Annotated in this window: 19 protein-coding genes and 1 riboswitch; of the genes, 11 read left to right on the top strand and 8 right to left on the bottom strand. The window is 63.2% G+C overall.

Annotation, left to right across the window (positions count from 1 at the left end):
• Positions 1-54: 54 nt before the first annotated feature.
• Entirely contained in the window at positions 55-591 is a 537-nt protein-coding gene (locus ACIP6G_RS09355; RefSeq protein ID WP_105658667.1) for a YdeI/OmpD-associated family protein, read from the top strand.
• On the opposite strand, the gene ACIP6G_RS09350 is transcribed toward ACIP6G_RS09355, so the two are convergent.
• A complete protein-coding gene (locus ACIP6G_RS09350) occupies positions 580-747 on the bottom strand; it encodes a hypothetical protein (protein ID WP_400289676.1) in 168 nt (55 codons plus the stop codon). The genes ACIP6G_RS09355 and ACIP6G_RS09350 overlap by 12 nt on opposite strands.
• Positions 748-750: 3 nt before the next feature.
• Positions 751-1800: a LacI family DNA-binding transcriptional regulator gene (locus ACIP6G_RS09345; RefSeq protein WP_400289674.1), complete on the bottom strand. Its 1050-nt coding sequence runs from the start codon at positions 1798-1800 to the stop codon at positions 751-753.
• Positions 1801-1950: 150 nt separating this feature from the next.
• On the opposite strand from ACIP6G_RS09345, the gene ACIP6G_RS09340 reads away from it, so the two are divergent.
• The 9 genes from ACIP6G_RS09340 to ACIP6G_RS09300 all read left to right on the top strand — a co-directional run bounded on the left by ACIP6G_RS09340 (position 1951) and on the right by ACIP6G_RS09300 (position 8912).
• Entirely contained in the window at positions 1951-2922 is a 972-nt protein-coding gene (locus tag ACIP6G_RS09340; protein ID WP_332498245.1) for a nucleoside hydrolase, read from the top strand.
• 87 nt (positions 2923-3009) lie between these two features.
• Positions 3010-3708 carry a dienelactone hydrolase family protein gene (locus ACIP6G_RS09335; RefSeq protein ID WP_105658664.1) on the top strand — a complete coding sequence of 233 codons (699 nt, stop codon included), beginning with the start codon at positions 3010-3012 and terminating at the stop codon, positions 3706-3708.
• Positions 3709-3762: 54 nt separating this feature from the next.
• Positions 3763-4194 carry a universal stress protein gene (locus tag ACIP6G_RS09330; RefSeq protein WP_038992696.1) on the top strand — a complete coding sequence of 144 codons (432 nt, stop codon included), beginning with the start codon at positions 3763-3765 and terminating at the stop codon, positions 4192-4194.
• A gap of 88 nt (positions 4195-4282) precedes the next feature.
• Positions 4283-4981 (top strand): LysR family transcriptional regulator substrate-binding protein, encoded by a 699-nt coding sequence (locus ACIP6G_RS09325; protein ID WP_400289672.1) that lies wholly within the window; start codon positions 4283-4285, stop codon positions 4979-4981.
• Positions 4982-5023: 42 nt separating this feature from the next.
• A complete protein-coding gene (locus ACIP6G_RS09320) occupies positions 5024-5812 on the top strand; it encodes an enoyl-CoA hydratase/isomerase family protein (protein ID WP_400289669.1) in 789 nt (262 codons plus the stop codon).
• 14 nt (positions 5813-5826) lie between these two features.
• Positions 5827-6492 (top strand): alpha/beta hydrolase, encoded by a 666-nt coding sequence (locus ACIP6G_RS09315; RefSeq protein ID WP_332594766.1) that lies wholly within the window; start codon positions 5827-5829, stop codon positions 6490-6492.
• Between the two features lie 9 nt (positions 6493-6501).
• On the top strand, positions 6502-7401 hold the full coding sequence (locus ACIP6G_RS09310; RefSeq protein WP_400289668.1) for a PfkB family carbohydrate kinase: 900 nt from the start codon (positions 6502-6504) through the stop codon (positions 7399-7401).
• Positions 7402-8196, top strand: a complete 795-nt coding sequence (locus ACIP6G_RS09305; RefSeq protein ID WP_105658659.1) for an HAD family hydrolase — start codon at positions 7402-7404, stop codon at positions 8194-8196. It begins immediately after the preceding gene.
• Complete coding sequence (locus ACIP6G_RS09300) at positions 8193-8912, top strand: glycerophosphodiester phosphodiesterase family protein (RefSeq protein ID WP_332594765.1); 720 nt, start codon at positions 8193-8195, stop codon at positions 8910-8912. The genes ACIP6G_RS09305 and ACIP6G_RS09300 overlap by 4 nt, the downstream gene beginning before the upstream one ends.
• A gap of 9 nt (positions 8913-8921) precedes the next feature.
• Here ACIP6G_RS09300 and ACIP6G_RS09295 read toward each other — a convergent pair whose 3' ends face one another.
• The gene (locus ACIP6G_RS09295; RefSeq protein WP_400289665.1) at positions 8922-9899 is read right to left on the bottom strand and encodes a hypothetical protein; all 978 of its coding nucleotides are present in this window, start codon (positions 9897-9899) and stop codon (positions 8922-8924) included.
• A gap of 92 nt (positions 9900-9991) precedes the next feature.
• Between ACIP6G_RS09295 and ACIP6G_RS09290 the strand changes: the two genes are divergently transcribed.
• Positions 9992-13174: an HAD-IA family hydrolase gene (locus ACIP6G_RS09290; RefSeq protein WP_400289662.1), complete on the top strand. Its 3183-nt coding sequence runs from the start codon at positions 9992-9994 to the stop codon at positions 13172-13174.
• An 82-nt stretch (positions 13175-13256) separates the two neighbouring features.
• Here the strand turns inward: ACIP6G_RS09290 and ACIP6G_RS09285 are convergent, their stop codons facing one another.
• The 5 genes from ACIP6G_RS09285 to thiM all read right to left on the bottom strand — a co-directional run bounded on the left by ACIP6G_RS09285 (position 13257) and on the right by thiM (position 19039).
• On the bottom strand, positions 13257-14663 hold the full coding sequence (locus ACIP6G_RS09285) for a sugar porter family MFS transporter (protein ID WP_105662185.1): 1407 nt from the start codon (positions 14661-14663) through the stop codon (positions 13257-13259).
• Positions 14664-14878: 215 nt separating this feature from the next.
• Complete coding sequence (locus ACIP6G_RS09280) at positions 14879-16162, bottom strand: uracil-xanthine permease family protein (RefSeq protein WP_105658654.1); 1284 nt, start codon at positions 16160-16162, stop codon at positions 14879-14881.
• A 27-nt stretch (positions 16163-16189) separates the two neighbouring features.
• Positions 16190-17614 (bottom strand): bifunctional hydroxymethylpyrimidine kinase/phosphomethylpyrimidine kinase, encoded by a 1425-nt coding sequence (thiD, locus tag ACIP6G_RS09275; protein ID WP_400289658.1) that lies wholly within the window; start codon positions 17612-17614, stop codon positions 16190-16192.
• The gene (thiE, locus tag ACIP6G_RS09270) at positions 17611-18252 is read right to left on the bottom strand and encodes a thiamine phosphate synthase (RefSeq protein WP_105658652.1); all 642 of its coding nucleotides are present in this window, start codon (positions 18250-18252) and stop codon (positions 17611-17613) included. The genes thiD and thiE overlap by 4 nt, the downstream gene beginning before the upstream one ends.
• Positions 18245-19039: a hydroxyethylthiazole kinase gene (thiM, locus tag ACIP6G_RS09265; RefSeq protein WP_332730924.1), complete on the bottom strand. Its 795-nt coding sequence runs from the start codon at positions 19037-19039 to the stop codon at positions 18245-18247. Before thiM ends, thiE begins: the two co-directional genes overlap by 8 nt.
• Positions 19029-19123: riboswitch (TPP riboswitch) on the bottom strand. It overlaps the preceding gene by 11 nt.
• Positions 19124-19125 lie beyond the last annotated feature (2 nt).

Here is a 19125-nt window from a genome sequence, read left to right as displayed (position 1 = left end):
CGCAATGCCGCCGTGCCATAGACTGCCCTTGGACAACGGAGAAGGGGAATTCCCATGGCGGTATCCAATGAGATATTCGAACTGAATGGAACTGCAGATCTGGTCAACGATCGGAAGATAATCAGGCTCGACCAGGAATCCAGCGACAAGTTGCCAAGCCGCGGACAGGTTGCGGTGGAACTTCTCCAGGCGCATGAAGGCCACGTGGTCGTAATAGATCCCGACGGGCGCCGAGGCCACTGGTTGGCCCTCGATGGACAGGGCGCGCCCCAGCTGTTGGCCGAGGCGGGGGATCAAGTGGAATTGACCGCCCGGGTCGCTAGAACCTGGCCGGAAACAGGGATTCCGCAAGACCTGGCCAGTGCCCTGGGCGAGGCTGGGGATCTGGATGAGATGTGGGCAGGGCTCACTGCCATGGCCCGCTGGGAATGGGTACGCTGGATCGGTGCGACCAAGAACCCTTCCACGCGCGAACGCCGAGTGGAGGCCAGTATTTCCAAGCTGCGTGATGGCAAGCGCCGGCCGTGCTGCTTTGATTTGTCCTCATGCACCGATCCCGAAGTTTCGAAGAGCGGAAAGCTAATCCAGTAGCACCCAGCTGCGCGCGGCGGATTCGATGCCGGTGCCCGGTGGGGTTGCCGGGCTGGTAATGAGGCCCAGCACTCCGCTGGACATGACGATCAGCCCCAAGGCAATCAGCAGGGCGATGGCGGCAGTGACCTTGGCAGGCCATTTATGCATGTTCACCGGTTAGTCTCCTTTGTTGCCCAGCGTCGATCCGCGGACAATCAACGAACTGGGCAGCATTGTCTGCAGTGGGTCAGGGGTCTTTCCATCGAGCAGCGCGCGCAGCTTCAATGCGGCCTGGCGTCCGCCTTCCTGGGCGTTGAGCTGCACGGAAGTGATGGAAGGGCTGGACGTTGCCGAGTAGGGAAGGTCGTCGAATCCGGCCACCGCAAGCTGCTGCGGAATGCGGATACCAAGCAGGCGCGAAGCATGCAGCACGCCGAAAGCGTGGTTATCGGTTGCGCAGCCCAGTGCGGTCACGCCCGATTCATGCCACTTGGGCCAATGCTGGCCAAAGGCTGCTGAAGCCTCAGTGACGTCGATCATCGAGCTGGCAACAGAAGATGGCAGCACTTCGATGCCGTACTCCCTTGCCGCCGCCAGGAAGGCCTCGCGGCGCACTGCCAGGGTCTCGGTGCCGGTGCTGGCATCCAGGTAGGCGGCCTTGGCGTGTCCCTGTGCAGCGAAATGGGCTACGACTTCCCGCGCTCCCTGGGCGACGTCCATATTCACGGCAGGAATCGATGGATCGATGCCCGGGGCATCCAGGGCCACCAGCGGGAGGTTGCTCGAAATTTCCTCGAGGAAATCCTGGCTTGGGGCATGGACCAGCAGCCCGGCCGGACGGAGGCCCATGATCTTCCTCGTTTCGCTGGCGCTGGGGGAGACGCCGGCATCCGTGACCGAGAGCAGGAGCTGGTAGTCGCTAGCCAATACCGAGCGCACGCCAGCGATCACCTTGGCAAAGAAGGGGTTGGAGATATCCGGGGCCACCAGGACCACCAGCGAACTGACGCCCTTGGCCAGCGAGCTGCCGATGCTGTCGACGAAGTAGCCCAGTTCGCGAATTGATTCACGCACGCGCTGCTCATTCGCGGTCGAGACCCGGCCCGCCGACTTCCCGTTGGCAACAAGAGAGACCGTTGCGGTGGAAACGCCGGCGTGTTCGGCTACCATCGCTGCGGTCACGCGGCGTGGAGCGCGCGAGTTGCCGGACTTCTCACCATTCTTCATGGCTCCATCGTAGTCGGAGTTGTGACACGCGACAGCTTTGCGTTAAGCGCTTGACGATAGCATGGGGACGCGAAAGAATTATCAAAGGATGCCTATCCGCCCCCACGACTTAGCTACCGGCCACCAGCTGGCAGAGCGAAGGAAGAAGCCATGACCCAGGACAGCAATGCCCCGCGCAAGATCATTTTGGACTGCGACCCGGGTCATGATGACGCCGTGGCAATGATTCTTGCCCATGGCAATCCCAAGATCGACCTGCTAGCCGTGACCACCGTGGCCGGCAACCAGACCCTGGATAAGGTCACTGCCAACGCGCTGGCCGTGGGTACCATCGCCGGCATTACCGGCATTCCCTTCGCGGCCGGCTGCGCCCGTCCGCTGGTGCGCGAAGTGGAAACCGCGGGAGACGTCCACGGGGTTTCCGGGATGGACGGGCCGGCCCAGCCGGAGCCGGGCATCGAACTCGATGGGCGCCACGCCGTGGACGTCATCATCGACCTGGTGATGAGCCATGAACCCGGTGAAATCACCTTGGTGCCCACCGGCGCATTGACCAATATCGCCTTGGCGGCCCGGAAGGAACCGCGCATCGTTGAACGCGTGCGCGAAGTGGTGCTGATGGGCGGCGGCTACCACACCGGCAACTGGTCGGCGGTGGCAGAATTCAATATCAAGATCGATCCTGAAGCTGCGCACATCGTCTTCAACGAGGCCTGGCCGGTGGTGATGGTCGGATTGGACCTGACCCACCAGGCGTTGGCCACCTCCGAGGTGGTTGAACGCATAGAGAAGATCGGCACCGGCCCATCGACCTTCGTGCGCGAGCTGATGGACTTCTTCGCCCGGGCCTATCGAGACCACCAGGGCTTCGATGCACCGCCAGTGCATGACCCATGCGCCGTGGCCTACGTGATCGACCCGGATATCGTGCGCACTGTCAAGGCCCCGGTCAGCGTTGAGCTGCGTGGCGAGCTGACCTTGGGAATGACCGTCACGGACTTCCGCGCGCCGGCTTCCGCCGACTGCAATACTTCCGTGGCGGTGGACCTGGACCACGAAGGCTTCTGGAATCTGGTGGTCGATGCGCTGGAACGTATCGGCGAGGCCACGCTCGGAAAATAGAACAACTTTGGCGCAATGTGGGGCAGGTCAATGCCAATGGCGTCCAGACCTGCATAAACTGGAGTCACACGCAGAGCAGGAGGCACCATGGCGGACAAAACCCCGCACCAGAACGTGACTTTCCCTTCTTCAGGCGCGCAAGCGCATGGCTATCTCGCCTTGCCGGAGTCCGGCAAGGGCCCTGGGGTCATCGTGATCCAGGAATGGTGGGGTCTGACCGACCATATCCGCGACGTCGCCGACCGGCTGGCCGCGCAGGGCTTCGTGGCTCTGGCTCCTGACCTCTATGGCGGTTGGATCACCCACGACGGTGAAGAAGCCGGGCAGATGATGTCCCAGCTCCCGGAAGCCGCCGGGGCCCAGCTATTGAGCGGTGCCGTGGACTACCTGCTGGCCAATGAGCACGTCACCAGCGAGAAGCTGGGCGTCATCGGCTTCTGCATGGGTGGCGGTTTCGTGCTGCAGATGGCTGCCCAGCAAGGCGGGAAAATTGCCGCGGCCGTGCCTTTCTATGGCGTCGGCCAGGGTGTGCCCAACGATTTTTCCGGAGTCCGCGCGGCCATCCAGGGCCACTACGCGAACCTGGACCAGATGTACTCGCCGGCTCAGGCGAAGGCTCAGGAAGAGCAGATTCGCCAGGAATCAGGCGCGGAAGTCCAGTACTTCTACTACGACGCCGATCACGCATTCCACAACGACGAGAACCCTGCCGGCAACTACGATCCCGAACAGGCTGCCATCGCATGGCAGCGCGCCGTGGACTTTTTGCAGGCTAAAGTGGCCTGAAGGCCATAAAGTGTTACCCATCACTTAATGCATCACTCATATAAGGAGAACAATATGTCTGAAACCATCATCGTAGGCGTAGACGGTTCCGAAACCGCACAGCGCGCAGCCCGCCGCGCTGCAGAACTCGCCGTCAAGCTCGACGCTGACTTGGTGGTCATCACCGCTCACGCTTCGGATAACACCGAGGTCGTTTCCATCGGTTCCGATACCTGGATCCTGGATGACGCAGAGCAGGCCCGCAAGCTCGCCCAGCGCGTAGCCAACGACGTGAAGAACGCTGTGCCAGGCGTCAAGATCACCGCTGCTGCCGGCCACGGCAAGCCAGGTGACGTGCTGATCTCCGACGCCGAGGACCGCAAGGCTTCGATGATCGTTGTCGGCAACGTGGGCATGAAGGGCCTGGGCCGCGTGCTCGGTTCGGTAGCTTCCTCGGTGGCCCACTCGGCACCATGCGACGTTCTGGTCGTCAAGACCGACAAGTAGGCCTCCCAGGCTTGCGCGGATGCAGGCGGGCACCGGTTCACCGGTGCCCGCCTGCGCCATTTAACCCGGCAGAGCGTAGGCTTAACCCGTGCAGAAACTTCGAATCGCCTACGCAACCGGCGTCACCCCCGGCAAATGGATGGACCGCTTCCAGGAACGCTATCCTGCCATCGAGCTGAAAGCCTGGCGTCTGGATGAGGGGGAAATCCTGGATCTGCTGGCCCATGGCGAGGCTGACGCGGTATTCGTGCGCTATCGCGGGGACTCGCCCAAGGACGCAACGCGCCACGTCATCCCGCTTTACGAGGAACTCGAAGTGGTCTGCGCGGGCAAAGACCACGACGTGGAGTACTTCGAAGAATCCGTTCCGCTGGAAACCGTAGAGTCCTTCCCGCAACTCGACTTGACCGACTACCCGGAATCCGTGGGCGGCATTCCGGTAGCGATGGAAGTTGTCGCTTCCGGAGCCCAGGTGCTGCGCACCACGCAGTCCATTGCCCGGCTCTTCGCCCGCAAGGACGTGGTGGTCCGCTTCATTGACGACGGTTCGCCAACCCAGGTGGGCATCGCCTGGCCTACCGCCACCGAAGACACCGCCTTGCTCGAAGAATTCATCGGCATTGTGCGCGGACGTACCGCCAGCTCCTCGCGCCAGACTTCGGTGCGCAACCAGGAGCAGAAGGCCAAGCGCGTCAATGAGCAGAAGAAGGCCAAGGCAAAACAGCAGGCCAAGAGCTCATCCAAGAAGCCGCAGGGTGCCAAGGCAAAGCCACGCAAGCACCGCTGACAATCCAATACGTGACGCGCGTTACGTGAGAGAGTTAGGGGTATGAAGCAATTCGATACCCTCAGCCTGAGCACCCAGGGCTCGGCCCTCATCCTGACCGTCAACCAGCCGAAGTCGCTGAACGCGCTGGCAAAAGAGGTCGTCAACGACCTTGAAGCCTTCCTGGACTGGTTCGAGGCCACCGGCTATGAATACCGCGGCGTGATCCTCACCGGTGCCGGCGAGAAGTCCTTTGTCGCCGGCGCCAATATCGTCCAGCTGCGCGAAATGGACCCGGCGGCGGCGCTGGCCTACGGGCGCCAGATGCACACGGTCACCGAACGCCTGGAGAAGCTGCAGGTTCCAGTGATCGCCGCAGTCAACGGCTTCGCCCTGGGCGGCGGCTGCGAACTCGCCCTGGCTTGCGATTTCATCTACGCTTCCGAGACGGCCAGCTTTGGGCAGCCGGAGGTCAACCTCGGGCTGGTGCCCGGCTTTGGCGGCATGGTGCGCCTGCCGCGACGTGTCGGCAACGCGATGGCCCGTGAATTGGTTTTCACCGGCCGCCGCATCAAGTCCGAGGAAGCATTGCGCATTGGCCTGGCCAACCGCGTTGTCCCGGCCGGGGAACTGATTGACCAGGCCGTGGCCACCATCGAGGAGATCGCGAAGGTGGCACCGACGGCCGTTGGCAATGCCAAGGCCGCGATGGTGGACATGGACGCGCTGAACACCCATGACGCCCTGCTGGTTGAAGCGCAGTCCTTCCAGCAGGCCTTCGGAACCGCCGACTCGGTGGAAGGCCGTGCCGCCTTCGTCGAAAAGCGCGCCGCGGTTTTCCCGGGCAACTAGCCGGGGCGCCGACCATGCACTACGGGGCGCACCCGGACCAGCAGGTCCAGTTCTACGAGCCGGAACGCACCACCGCTCGCGGAGCGGTGATGATCATCCACGGCGGATACTGGCGTGAAAAGTACACCGCTAGCCTTGGCGTGCCCCTGGCAGAGGATCTCGCCGCCCGCGGGATCCCTGCCTACAACCTCGAATACCGGCGTGGGCCGGGCAGCGCGGCGAAAATGCTGGCCGATGCCCGGCTCGCGCTGGGCCTGGTCAAGGAAGAAGGGCCGATCACGCTGATCGGCCATTCAGCCGGAGCGCAATTGGCCTGCGTGCTGGCCGCCCATGATGCACGGGTCTCCCAGGTGATCAGCCAGGCCGGGGTCCTGGACCTTGAAACGGCGCAGCGCCTGAAGCTCAGCGGCAGCGCAGTGGACGAGATGCTCTCAGGCGCGTCATTGGGCGCCTGCAATCCGGTGGAATTATGGCCAATGCATGCCCGTGTCGTAATCTTTCATGGACGGGACGATGGCGATGTTCCGGTAAGAATTGCCCGTATCGCAGCCCAGAAAGCGGCTGCGCTCGGACAGGAGCACAGCTTCTCGCTGTTCGCGGGAGACCACTACACCTGGATCGATCCGCACAGCAGCCAATGGGCTGCCTGCGTGCGTGCCCTGTCCCCACTGCATTACTGAAGGAGCAGCATGAACCCGACCGTGATCGGCGAGGCCCTCGTTGACGTCCTGGCCTCCGGCATTGCCCCAGCCCAGGAGTTCGTTGGCGGCAGCCCGTTGAACGTCGCGGTTGCGCTTTCCCGCCTGGGGTACCCGGGAACCTTGATTTCCCGCTGGGGCGCCGATGACAAGGGCCGCAAGATCGAGGATTACCTCAAGGACAACAACGTGGCATACCTGGGCGGAGCCGATGACCAGGCCACCGTCATTGCCCATGGCATCCTCGACCCGGCCGGCGGCGCGGCCTTCGCGTTCAACGCCTACTGGCAGATGCCGACCATCGGGCCGGAGCTGGCCCAGGATGCCGAGCTGGTGCACACCGGCTCCATCGCCACCTTGTTCAGCCCCGGAGAACTGCTGCCGCTGCTTTCGGCCGCGCGCACCCATGCCACCATCAGCTACGACCCGAACCTGCGCCCGTCGCTGGTCACCAACCATTCGCAGACCGTGGCCGAAGTCGAGCGATTCGTCGGCCAGGCCGACGTGGTGCGGGTCTCCGGCATCGACCTGAAGTGGCTGTACCCGATGCGCTCGGTCCAGGACTCGGCCCGTGCCTGGCTGGACATGGGGCCGGCGATCGTGGTGTCCACCGCAGGCTCGCGCGGGTCCTGGGGCGTCGTTCGCGCCGGCGACGCCGAATTCACTGCGCCGTCGGTGGAAGTCACCGATACCGTGGGTGCCGGCGATACCTTCACCGCCGCGCTGCTGTGCTGGCTGGCCGAACATGGCCTGATTGGCGCGGCCAACCGCGAAAAGCTGAACCAGCTGCAGATTGCGGAGCTTTCGCGAGCCCTGGAATTCGCGGCCATGGCCGCCGCGGTGACCGTGCAGCGTGCCGGGGCGAACCCGCCACGCCGCCAGGAGCTGTAGATGATCAAGCTGATCGCCTCGGACCTCGACGGCACCATTGTCGCCAAGGACGGCACCATCTCCGAACGCACCCAACGTGCCTTCATCCAAGCCCGCGACGCTGGCATCCAGATCGTCTTTGTCACCGGACGCCCCTTCCGCTGGCTGAGCCCGATCATTGAAGCCTTCGGCGGGATGGGCACGGTCATCTGCTCCAATGGCGCGGTGCTCTACGACCTGGAACAAGACGAAGTGATCTGGTCGCGCACGCTCAGCGCGGCTACCGCGCGGCGGGCGAGCGAAATCATCCTGGAGCTGGAACCGCGCGCGTCCTTCGCTGCCGAGACCACCAAGGGGCTGCACCTGGGTGAAGGCTTTGCCGACCGCCACCACAACTTCGGGGTGCAGGCAGTCCTGGATCTGGCTAGCGAGTCAATTGATTCCGAAGGCATCGTGAAATTCCTTGCCCGCTCCCAGCACCTGCCGATAGACAAGTTCTATTCCTCGGTTGAGCCGCAGCTGGCAGAACTGGTATCGGTGACCCACTCCGCCTTCGACGTTTCCCTATTGGAAATGGCGCATGTGGATATCCACAAGGCCACCACGCTGCATGAATACTGCCAGCGCCTAGGAATTGCCGCAGCTGAAGTGATGGCCTTCGGCGACATGCCCAACGACATCGAGATGCTCGAATACGCCGGCCACGGCTACGCCATGTCCTCCGGACACCCCATGGCGCTGGCCTCCGCCCGCTTCCGGGCACCCTCGCTGGCCGATGACGGGGTAGCCCAGGTCATTGAAGGCCTGCTGAAATGACCTACGCTTTTTCGCACCGCGGCGTACGCACGGGCAACGAGGAAAACACGCTGGCAGCCTTCCAGCGCGCCGCAGACCTGGGCATCACCCATCTGGAATCGGATGTGCACGCCTCAGCCGACGGCACGGTCTACTTGTTCCATGACCAGAGCCTGGACCGGGTGACCGACGCGAGCGGGAATTTCAACGACTTCACCGACGAGCAGCTGGCAATGGTGCGGGCCGGAGGGGAACCGCTGTGCACGCTTGATGCACTGCTCGATGCGTTCCCGCACGCCACACTGAACCTGGACGTCAAGGACGAGCACGTGATCGGCCCGCTGGCCGAGCTCATCGAGCGCAGGAAAGCCCATCGGCAAATTGCCCTAGCGTCCTTCTCCACGGCACGCAGCGCCGCGGTCGGCCACCTGCTTTCCGCTCCGATACGGCGCTCGCCGGGTCAACGGGAAATTGTCGCCATCTGGCTGTGCGCCCACCTGCTGGGCTGGGTTCCCAAGCGGCTGCTGGCAGGCTTCTGGGCGGTCCAGGTGCCGCTGAACCAGGGCATGCTGCCGGTAGCGACCCGTCGATTCATCAAGGCGGTCCACCGAGCCGGCGCCCAGGTGCATGTCTGGGTCATCAACGACGAGCCGACCATGCGGCTGCTGATGGAGCGCAAGGCCGACGCCATCATGAGCGATGACGCGGCCTTGCTGGCCAGGGTTCTGGGCTCTTGAACTGCGGCCCTAGGAGATATCCAGGGTTCCCAAAACGGTCTCGGCGTGCTCCTGCAGTTGCTCGTCGCTGGCATCCAGGAGCAGGCGCAACCAGGTCTCGTGCTGCGACAGCGGCGCAACCAGGCAGGCTGGATTAATCAGGTCGTACAGCTCATCTGCTGAGCCGTAGGCAGAGAACTGGTCCAGGTACGCGAAAAGCACCTTCATCACGCGCTCATCACCGGTATCGCAATCCCACGCTTCGCACATGGCGGCCAGCGGCGTGTTCAGGGATGAGAAGGGGTGAGCCCAGTGCGCGGAGGACAGATTCAGGATGCGGCCGTGGTCTCCGGCTTCGGCAGGAACCACCACCTGCGACAGATCGAAGTTGCCGTGCTCGATGCTCAACGGCACCGCACCGGCATGAAGGGCAGCGGTGGCCTTCCTCAACTCATCGAGATGAGAAACCATCTTGTCCGCCATGGATCCCTCCAGGTACAGCGGGTGTGCCGGGTCCAGGGACACATGCATCATCAGCGCCTGCTCGTACTGCTCGGGCAGGAACTGCGGGTCCACTACGGTGACCCCGGAATCAAAGAATTCTTCCTCGTGGCCCATCAGCGCGACCTGGAAGGAACCGAGCGAGGCCATGGCCAGCTCCCAGTTCTCCACCGAATCGCCCAGATCCGCCAGGGTGTGCCCGAAATCCGGGCTGAGCATGTAGCCGGCGATCCGGTCGATAGCCAGTGGCATCACCACGCGATCGGGCAGCAGCTGGCCGGCAGCGACCGTGGTCGCTGGTTCCGAAGCCAGCCCCGGAGCGTTGGCGCTGAAGATCAGATCTGCGGCACCGGTCTGAACCGCCGCCTGGATCTGGTGCAAATCTGCGGGCCAAAAATCCGGTCCTGCGGTGCGCTGAATGCCATATGCCTCGCACGCAGCATCGATCCACTCGGCGGTTGCCTCACGCCAGTCTTCGCTATTCCATACATCTATCCACTGAGCCACATTCTTATCGTAGTATGTCGAAGCAAGCGCGTTCAGTTGCTACGGTAAGGACTACGGCCAGTAATTCGCTCCTCTTTCGAAGGATTTCGATTGTGAACGCTTTTCGTCCTGAGTACCGACATCGTGATTACAAGGCCGTCCTCTTTGATCTGGATGGCGTGATCACTCCTACCGCGTTGCTGCATCGCAAGGCGTGGGAAGAACTTTTCACCACCTTTTTCGACAAGCACCCGGGCGTGGCCCCATACACTTCCGAGGACTATTTCAACCTGCTTGACGGCCGTCCGCGTTATGACGCGGTGGCGGCTACCCTCGAATCCCGCGGCATCAGCTTGCCCCGCGGGGCTGAAAGCGATCTGCCGGGGGAAGGCAGCATCTGCGCGCTGGGCAATATGAAGAACGAAAAGTTCACCCAAGTGCTGCAGCGCGACGGGATCGACCCCTATGCCGGCTCCGTGGCCTACCTGCAACAGGTGCTGGATGCCGGGCTGGACGTCGCGGTGGTGTCCTCCTCGCGCAATGCCCGCGTGGTATTGGCTGCCGCAGGACTGACCGAGCATTTCCCATTGGTGATGGGCGGCCAGGAAGCTGCCGCGCGCCGGCTGGCGGGCAAACCGGCCCCGGACACGTTCCTGGCTGCCGCCGCCGATCTGGGTTGGCGTCCGGAAGAATGCGCCGTCATCGAGGATGCCACCAGCGGGGTGAGGGCAGCGCGTGCCGGAGGCTTCGGAGTCATCGGCGTGGCCCGCGAAGGCAATGAGGCCGCCTTGCTGGATGCAGGGGCCCATTTTGTGGTTCATGACCTTTCCGAACTGGTCTCCGAGCAAGCAGCCAAGACCTGGGAAGAGGACTCCTGGTCGCTGTGGCGCGGGAACCAGCGTGACAGCGATGGCGCCGAAGACACCGTTTTCTCCTTGGGCAACGGTTTTCTGGGCGCACGGGCTGCGCAACTGGGTCTGGGGGACCAAGGAGGCGGCACATTCATCAACGGGCTGCATGAGACCTGGGAAATCCGCCATGCCGAGAGCGCCTTCGGGCTGGCCGAAACCGGGCAGACCATGATCAGCGCCCCGGATTTCCGGACCATGCGCGTGTTCATCAATGACGAAGCCCTGGAAGTCGGCCGCACGGAGATGCTGCGTGATGAGCTGCGCCTGGATTTCCTTGACGGGACGCTGACCGCGCACACCCTGTGGCGAACTGCAGAGGGGCACCGGGTAGCCGTCACTGCCCGCTCGATGATTTCTTTTACGGATCGCCACCTGGCGCTGCAGGACGTGCATGTGCGCCTGCTCGATGCACCGGCGCAGGTGCTGATCCAGTCTTCGGTCATCGGGTACCGTTCCAGCCGGAAGGTGGCTTCCCCGGAGGAAACCGATGCCGGGGTTCCTGCCGATCCGCGCAAGAGCGAGGAAGCCAGGGCCAACCCGCTGCATCCGGCGGGCACCCACCGCGATGGCGCGCGGCTGGGCATCTCGTACCAGGTCTTCGGATCCGGGATGTCGGTAGCAGTAATGGTGGAGCACGAGGTGGCCACGACTGGCGGAGCGCAGGCGGAGCTGTCCGTGGTCCGCAAGGTGGACGATGACCGCGCGGATGAAGTGATCAGCACCAGGCTGGAAGCCGGGCAAGGCGTGCGCGTCTCCAAGTACGCGGTCTACCACTCCTCGCGGCGCCATCCTGCCCAGGAGATGCTCTTGCGTTCTGAGCGGGCCTTGGAGCACCTGGTGCCGTTGGGGATTGACGAGCACTTCCGCACCCAGCGCCGTTTCATGGCCGACTACTGGGACCGCAGCGATGTGGTGGTGGAGAGCGATGAGCCCGAGCTGCAGCGCAAGATCCGCTGGAACCTGTTCCAGCTCGCCCAAGCTGCCGGACGTGCCGACGGCCTGGGCATCAGCGCCAAGGGCGTGAGCGGCAACGGCTATTCCGGGCACTATTTCTGGGATACCGAAATCTATGTGATGCCGTTCTTGACCTATACGAACCAGCAGTGGGCGCGCAACACGCTGCGCGCCCGGGTCTCGATGATTCCTGCAGCGACCCGGCGGGCGCTGATCATGAACGAGGAAGGCCTGCTCTTCCCATGGCGCACGATTAACGGCGAGGAAGCCAGCGCCTATTATCCGGCTGGCACTGCGCAGTACCATATCAATGCCGACGTGGTGTATTCGCTCAACCGGTACCTCGGGGTCATGGAGGATGACGAGTTCCTGCTGGCCGGCGGCGCCGAAATCCTCGTGGGAACTGCGCGCATGTGGGCCTCGCTGGGGTTCTGGCGTGGCGAGCAGGGCAATGAGCGCTTCCATATCCATGGGGTCACCGGGCCCGATGAGTACACCGCGGTAGTCAACGACAACCTCTACACCAATGTCATGGCGCGCTTCAATTTGCGCCGCAGCGCCCAGCTGCTGGCCGAAATGGCCCAAGAGCATCCGCGCGAGTTCGCGCAACTGGCCAGCAGGCACTCATTGGAAAACGAGGAGATCGCCCTGTGGCTCAAGGCCGCTGATTGCATGCACATCCCGTATTCCGAAACGGTCGGAATCCACCCCCAGGACGAGCATTTCTTGAACCGCGAAGTCTGGGACCTGGCCAATACCGGTGCGGATAAGCGGCCGTTGCTGCTGCACTACCATCCGCTGGTGATCTACCGCTTCCAGGTCATCAAGCAAGCCGACGCGGTGCTGGCTTTGTGGCTGCGTTCCAGCGATTTCACCGCCGAGCAGAAACTTGCGGATTTCAACTACTATGACCCGCTGACTACGGGCGACTCGACACTGTCGGCGACAGTGCAGTCGATTCTCGCCGCCGAGGTAGGCTACCGCGATCTTGCCTGGGAGTATTTCGAGCACGCGCTGAACGTGGATCTGGAAAACCTGCATGGCAATACCGCTGACGGCGTGCATGTGGCATCGACCGGTGGCGTCTGGTCGGCGCTGATCTACGGCTTCGCGGGGCTGCGCGACGATGACGACCAGCTGCGCTTTGATCCGCGGCTCCCGGAGAAATGGCGGGCCCTGCGCTTCAACCTCGGGTGGCGGGGCATGAGGATTTCCGTGGGCTTGCGGGCTGAAGCCATTGATTTCACCCTGCACGGAGCCTTCTCCCGTCCGATCTGGGTGCGCGGCCAGCAGGTCGATCTGCAGCCGGGGCAGACAGTCAGCGTGGCGCTCGCCGGCCAGGGCCCGACGCTGGAAGGGCGGCCAAGCTTGGGGCATGTGCTCTCGCTGCAAAGCGACGTCGGCGTGGATGTGCCCAACAAGGCCTGGTAAGCATCCGGGCACGCAAAAGGAGGCAGGAACCATCTTGGTTCCTGCCTCCTTTGCGCAATCCGCAATGCCCTGCGGGTGGTGCCTAGAGGGTCATCTCCTCGAGTTGGCGCCCCTTGGTTTCCTTGACCAGGAAGATCACGAAGATCAGGGAAAGCAGCGCGAAGAATGCGTAGATGCCGTAGGCCAATGCCAAGCCTGCCTCGGCGAGGGCCGGGAAGGTGGTGGAAACGGCGAAGTTGGCGATCCACTGCGCCGAGGCTGCCACTCCGAGTGCCATGGCGCGGATCGAGTTCGGGAAGATCTCGCCGAGCAATACCCATACGGCCGGACCCCAGGTGGCGCCGAAGCCGACCACGAACAGGTTGGCCGAGACCAGGGCGACGATGCCCCAGCTGCCCGGCAGCGACACGGCGCCGTCGATGGTGACCGACTGCGCGAACGCTACCGCCATCATGCCCAGCGACACGGTCATGATGGCCGAGCCGATGGTGAGCAGCAGCTTGCGTCCCAGCACGTCGATCAGCAGCACCGCCACGATCGTTGCCAGCACGTTGGTCGCCGAGGTGATCAGCGAAATCGTGAAGGAATCCGATTCGGCAAAGCCGACGGACTTCCACAGCGTCGTGGAGTAGTAGAAGATCACGTTGATGCCGACGAACTGCTGGAAGACCGAGAGCAGGATGCCGACCCACACCAGCGGGTGGAAGCCGAAGCGGCCCAGCAGGTCCTTGAAGACCTGGCGACGCTCGATGTGCACGGTGGAGCGGATCTCTTCGATCTTCTTTTCGGTATCCGTGCCGGCGTTCATGCCCATATCGCGGGTCAGCACGGTAGCTGCTTCAACGAAGCGGCCGCGCTCGACCAGGTAGCGGGGAGATTCGGGCAGGCGCAGCGAGAGCAGGCCGTAGAGCACTGCTGGAACCAGCAGCGACAGGTACATCCAGCGCCAGGCCGTCAGGCCGAACAAGCCGACGGCATCCGCCGAGCCCATGACGAAGACCAGCAGCGCGCTGACCAGGAAGGCCACGAAGATGCCCAGCACGATGGCCATCTGCTGCATGGTGCCCAGGCGTCCGCGATGCGCGGCCGGGGAGACCTCGGCAATGTAGGCAGGGGCGATCACCGAGGCGAAGCCCACGCCGATGCCGCCGACAATGCGCCAGATGATCAGGTCGGTTACGCCGAAGCACAGGCCGCAGCCGATGGCTGATGCTGCCAGGAGGATGGAGGCGAAGAGCATGGTGCGCACGCGTCCCACGCGTTCGGAGACCACACCCGCTATCCAGGCTCCCAGTGCTGCGCCGAGCAGGGCGCAGGAAACGGTGAATCCGATGGTTACCGCGTTGAGCCCGAATTCGTGCTCGACAGCGTCCACGGTGCCGTTAACGATTGATGAGTCATATCCGAAAACGAACCCACCCAATGCCGCCCCGAGGGCGATGAAGATGAGTCGCGCGGACAGTTTTCCGTCTGATGTAGTCGCAGTCACAATGAGCCATGCTATCGGATTCGAGAGCCGCGGAATCCCGATTTCCCGATTTTTTATGGGAGATCGATCACAAATTGGAAGGAGTCCTTACTTCAAGACCGGGGGAGGCCCAGTGCGTGTCGCCGCTTCATGACTGGCCAGCTCCCGAATTCTTGGCAAAAAAGCAGGCCGGCATTGCGAGTTCTCGCGATGCCGGCCTGCGGGGAATTTATTTGCTAGCTATCCGCAGGCTTCTGCGAGTCCGCCAAATCGTTGCCGCGCATCTTGGCGACGATACTCATCAGGTGGAAGACCACCAAGGTGGCGATCGAGCCCAGGGCGATGCCGCCCAGTTGGAGCTGGCCGAAGGCGATTTCCTTGGTCACTGCAATGGCGATGATCAGGCCGGTGCCGGCGGTCATCAAGTTGATCGGGTTGCCGAAATCGACCTTCGCCTCGATCCACAGGCGCGCGCCGACGATGCCGATCATGCCGTATAGCACGATGCCCAAGCCGCCGATCACGCCTTCTGGAATGGTGCCGATCAATGCGCCGAACTTCGGCAGGAAGGCCAGGGCCACGGCCACAATCGCAGCGATCCAGTAGGCCGCGGTCGAGTACACGCGCGAAGCGGCCATCACGCCGATGTTCTCGGCATAGGTGGTCGTGGCCGAACCGCCGCCGAAACCGGCGAGCACGCTGGCAGCGCCATCGGCCATCAGCGCACGGCCGTTGAACTTCGACAGGTCGCGATTGGTCATCACGCCCACGGTGCGCACATGGCCGATGTTCTCGGCGATCAGCACGAACACCGCAGGCAGGAACATCAGCGCAGTGTCGAAGTGGAAGGTCGGGGTGTGGAATTCTGGCAGTCCGATCCACTCCGCGGCAGCAACCGCCTTGAAGCTCACCTGCCCCTGGGCCAGTGCAACAAGGTAGCCGCAAAGAAGTCCCATGAGGATCGACAGCCGGCCCAGCAGGCCCTTGAACGCAACGGTCGCGACCACGGTAAAGATCACCGTGAGGAAAGTGGTCAGCGGGAACTCGGTCATGGGAACCAGCGTTGCGCTGGCCAAATTCAGGCCGATGAGCGCCACGATGGTGCCCATGACCACCGGCGGCATCAGGGCGTGGATCCAGCCGGTGCCGGTCTTCTGCACGATCAGCCCGACAACGAACAGCAAGGCCCCGGTCATCACGATGCCGCCCAGCGCGCCGGACATGCTGTGCGACTGGGTGGTCGAGAGCACCGGAGCAATCATCGCAAAGGACGAGCCGAGGTAGCTGGGCACCTTGTTCCTGGTCATCAGCAAGAAGATGACGGTGGCCAGGCCGGTGAACAGCAAGGTCGTGGTGACCGGGAAGCCGGTGATGGTTGGCACCAGGATGCTGGCGCCGAACATCGCCAGGATGTGCTGGGCTCCGATGGAAACGGTCTGCGGCCAATGCAGCCGCTCATCCGGGGCAACTACCTCACCTGGGGTGATGGTCCTGCCGTTGCCGTGAATGCTCCAACTCATGATTCCTCTTCCCGGGCCCTGCGGGTTTTAGGCCGTAGAGAAGTCTACTCGGTTCTCGTGCGCCTGCGCGAAGAAAGAGCGCTCATGTTCCGCCGAGCGGATGAAAGCGGCCTCCATGCTGGCCCGCAGCTGCGGATCTGCCTGCTCGAACGCCTGGCGGACCATTTCGATGGCCTGCTCGGTGGCGGAATCGAATTCCTCGGATGCATAGGTTTCCAGCCATTGCCGATAAGGATGCTCGGCATGGTTGGCTGCCGACAACCGCTTGCCGATGTCCTGGTACAGCCAGTAGCAAGGCAGGATCGCGGCAATCAGCTCCCCGTAGCTCTCCTGGCTGGCGGCCAGGTGGTTGGTGTAGTTCAGCGTGGTGGCGCTGGGCGTATCAGCGAACTCGTCCAGGTAGCTGCCGTGCAGCTGCAGCTCGCCATCGAGGATGCCGTTGGCGCCACGCGACCAGAAACGCTGGGCACCGAGATCCGGCGCCATCGAGCTGGCCAGCGAAAGCACCTTGGCATAGCGCAGCAGATACAGCGCATCCTGGGCGATGTAGTAGTGGAAGTCATCCCGGTCCAAGGTGCCCTCGGATAGCCGGGTGATGAAATCCAGCTGGTCGATTTCCTCGCGGATCGGCTGGATCTTCTGCCACCAGTCGCCCATGGGATCTGCCGTGCCGAAGAAGTCGATGAAGTGGTTGACCGGGCCGTGGCCGCTGCCCACCTGCAATTGGTCGGACGCTGCGATGGCCTTGGAGAGGTAGGACTTGGACTGCTCCAACGCGGCGATCCAATCTCCAGTGGCAGCGAAGCGGGTAGCCAGAGTGCTGGAAAGGGTGCAGCCGGTGCCGTGGGTGTTCCTGGTGGCATGGCGCGGTCCGTGCAGCTCCAGCTGCACCCCGCCCGCCGACACCAGGGCATCGGGGCAATCCGCCCCGGCCAGGTGCCCGCCCTTGGCCAGCACCAGCGTGTCGTGCTTGGCAGCCAGCCGCTGGGCCTGGCGCAGGGCTTCGTCCCAGGAAGGGGCCACAGGCTCGCGCAGCAAGCTGGCCAGCTCCAGCAGGTTCGGGGTAATCACCGTGGCGCGATCCAGCAGCGAATCAAGGGCCGATTCGTCGTCGAGCAGGCGATCCCCGCTGGTCGCCACCATGACCGGGTCCAGCACGACGGGGGCGTCAACAGTTTCCAGCCAGCTGGTGACTGCGCGGATCACCTCGGCGTTGGCCAGCATCCCGATCTTGATCGCATCGATGCGGATATCTGTACTCACGGCTTCGAGCTGCGCGAGGACGAAATCGCCGCTGATCGCCTGAACTCCGGATACCCCATGGGTGTTTTGCGCAGTCAAAGCGGTGATCACGCACATTCCGTAGCCGCCGTTGGCGGCAATGGCCTTCAGATCCGCTTGGATTCCGGCGCCGCCGGAAGGATCGGAGCCTGCGATGGATAGGATGTTCATTTCGAGGCCTCCCAGGCTGCGACCAGCTGCGCGCTGGCAAGTTGCGGATCTTCGGCGTTGCAGATGGCGCGGACCACGGCCAGGCCTGCGCCGCCGCCGGCGCGGATCGCGGCGGCATCGTCTTGGGTAATTGCGCCGATCGCTACGCAGGGCAGCTTGGCCAAGGCAGCGGCTCGCGCAAAGCCGTCCAGCCCCAGGGGAACAGGATGGTCTTTTTTCGTCGGAGTGGCGCGGATGGCTCCTACACCGAGGTAGTCGATCACCGAGGCGTCCTTGTTCGCCTGGGCCAATTGCTCATCGCTGGAAGCACTCAAGCCGATGATGCCCTCGCCAATGATCTGGCGAGCCAGCTGTACCGGCACATCTTTTTGCCCGATATGGATGCCGTTCACTGCTGCGCCAGCAGCCCGTGCCGCGAGGTAGACGTCAATGCGGTCATTGATCAGCAACTGGGCTTTGCCCTCGGTGAGCTTGGCAGCCGCGCAGGCCAGCTCGAAGAATTCCCGGGCGCTTTCATCCTTGGCGCGCAGCTGGATCCACCCGATCCCTCCGGCGACGGCGCCCTCGATAACTTCCAGGGTGCTGCGTGGGGTGCAGCTGGCAGTGTTGGCTACTAGATAAGCGCCGTAATTATGCATGGTTCAATTCCTCGTACTTCAAAGTTTTCAGTTCCCCGGGATCGGCAGCCGACAGCGCATCAAGGAAGGCAACTGCGAAGCTGCCCGGACCGGAGCTGCCAGCCAGGGCCTTTTCCGCGGCCAGGCCATAGAAACCGTGGGCTGCGATGGTGGCCTCGAACGGGTCATCGTGGACCGCAACCATTCCGGCGCAGACCGCGCCCAAGGCGCAGCCGCCACCTGTCATCCGGGTCAAGCCAATTCCGTTGGTATGCACCAAGACGGTACGCGTGGCGTCGATGATGGCGTCAGCCTGGCCGGAAATGGCCACTACGCAGTCGTTTTCCGTGGCCAGTTCGCGTCCCGCCGCCAAGGCGGCAGAAACCTCATCCAAGGCATCGACACCGCGCGAAGCAGATTGCCGGCCGGCCAGGGCCAGGATTTCCGAGGCGTTGCCGCGAATCAGGGTCGGGCGTTGCCGGACAATGCGCCGGGCAAACTCCGTGCGCACCGGAAGCGCTCCCACTGCCACTGGATCCAGGACCCAGGGGGTGCCTGCAGCGCTCGCCGACTGCACAGCTTCTTCCATGGCGGTCAGCTGTTCAGTGCTTGGAGTTCCCAAATTCACCAATACGGCTGAAGCTGCCTGCGCGAATGGGCCGGCCTCTCCGGGCAGATCCGTCATGGCCGGGGAAGCCCCGGATGCCAGCAAGACATTGGCGGTGAAATTGGATACGACGGTATTGGTCAGGCAAAAAACCAAAGGTGATTGTTGCCGGTATTTTTGGGCAACTGCATGCAAAGCCATGCGACATCCCTCCGCTAGCGTGAACTAGATCAGGTTCTACGGGTCTTATCTCAGTCGGTTGATCCGACACCCCGTGTCACTGCCAT

The sequence above is a fragment of the Glutamicibacter sp. NPDC088483 genome (genome assembly GCF_044753145.1).
Lineage (GTDB): Bacteria > Actinomycetota > Actinomycetes > Actinomycetales > Micrococcaceae > Glutamicibacter.
This window is presented reverse-complemented; position numbering and strand designations above follow the sequence as displayed.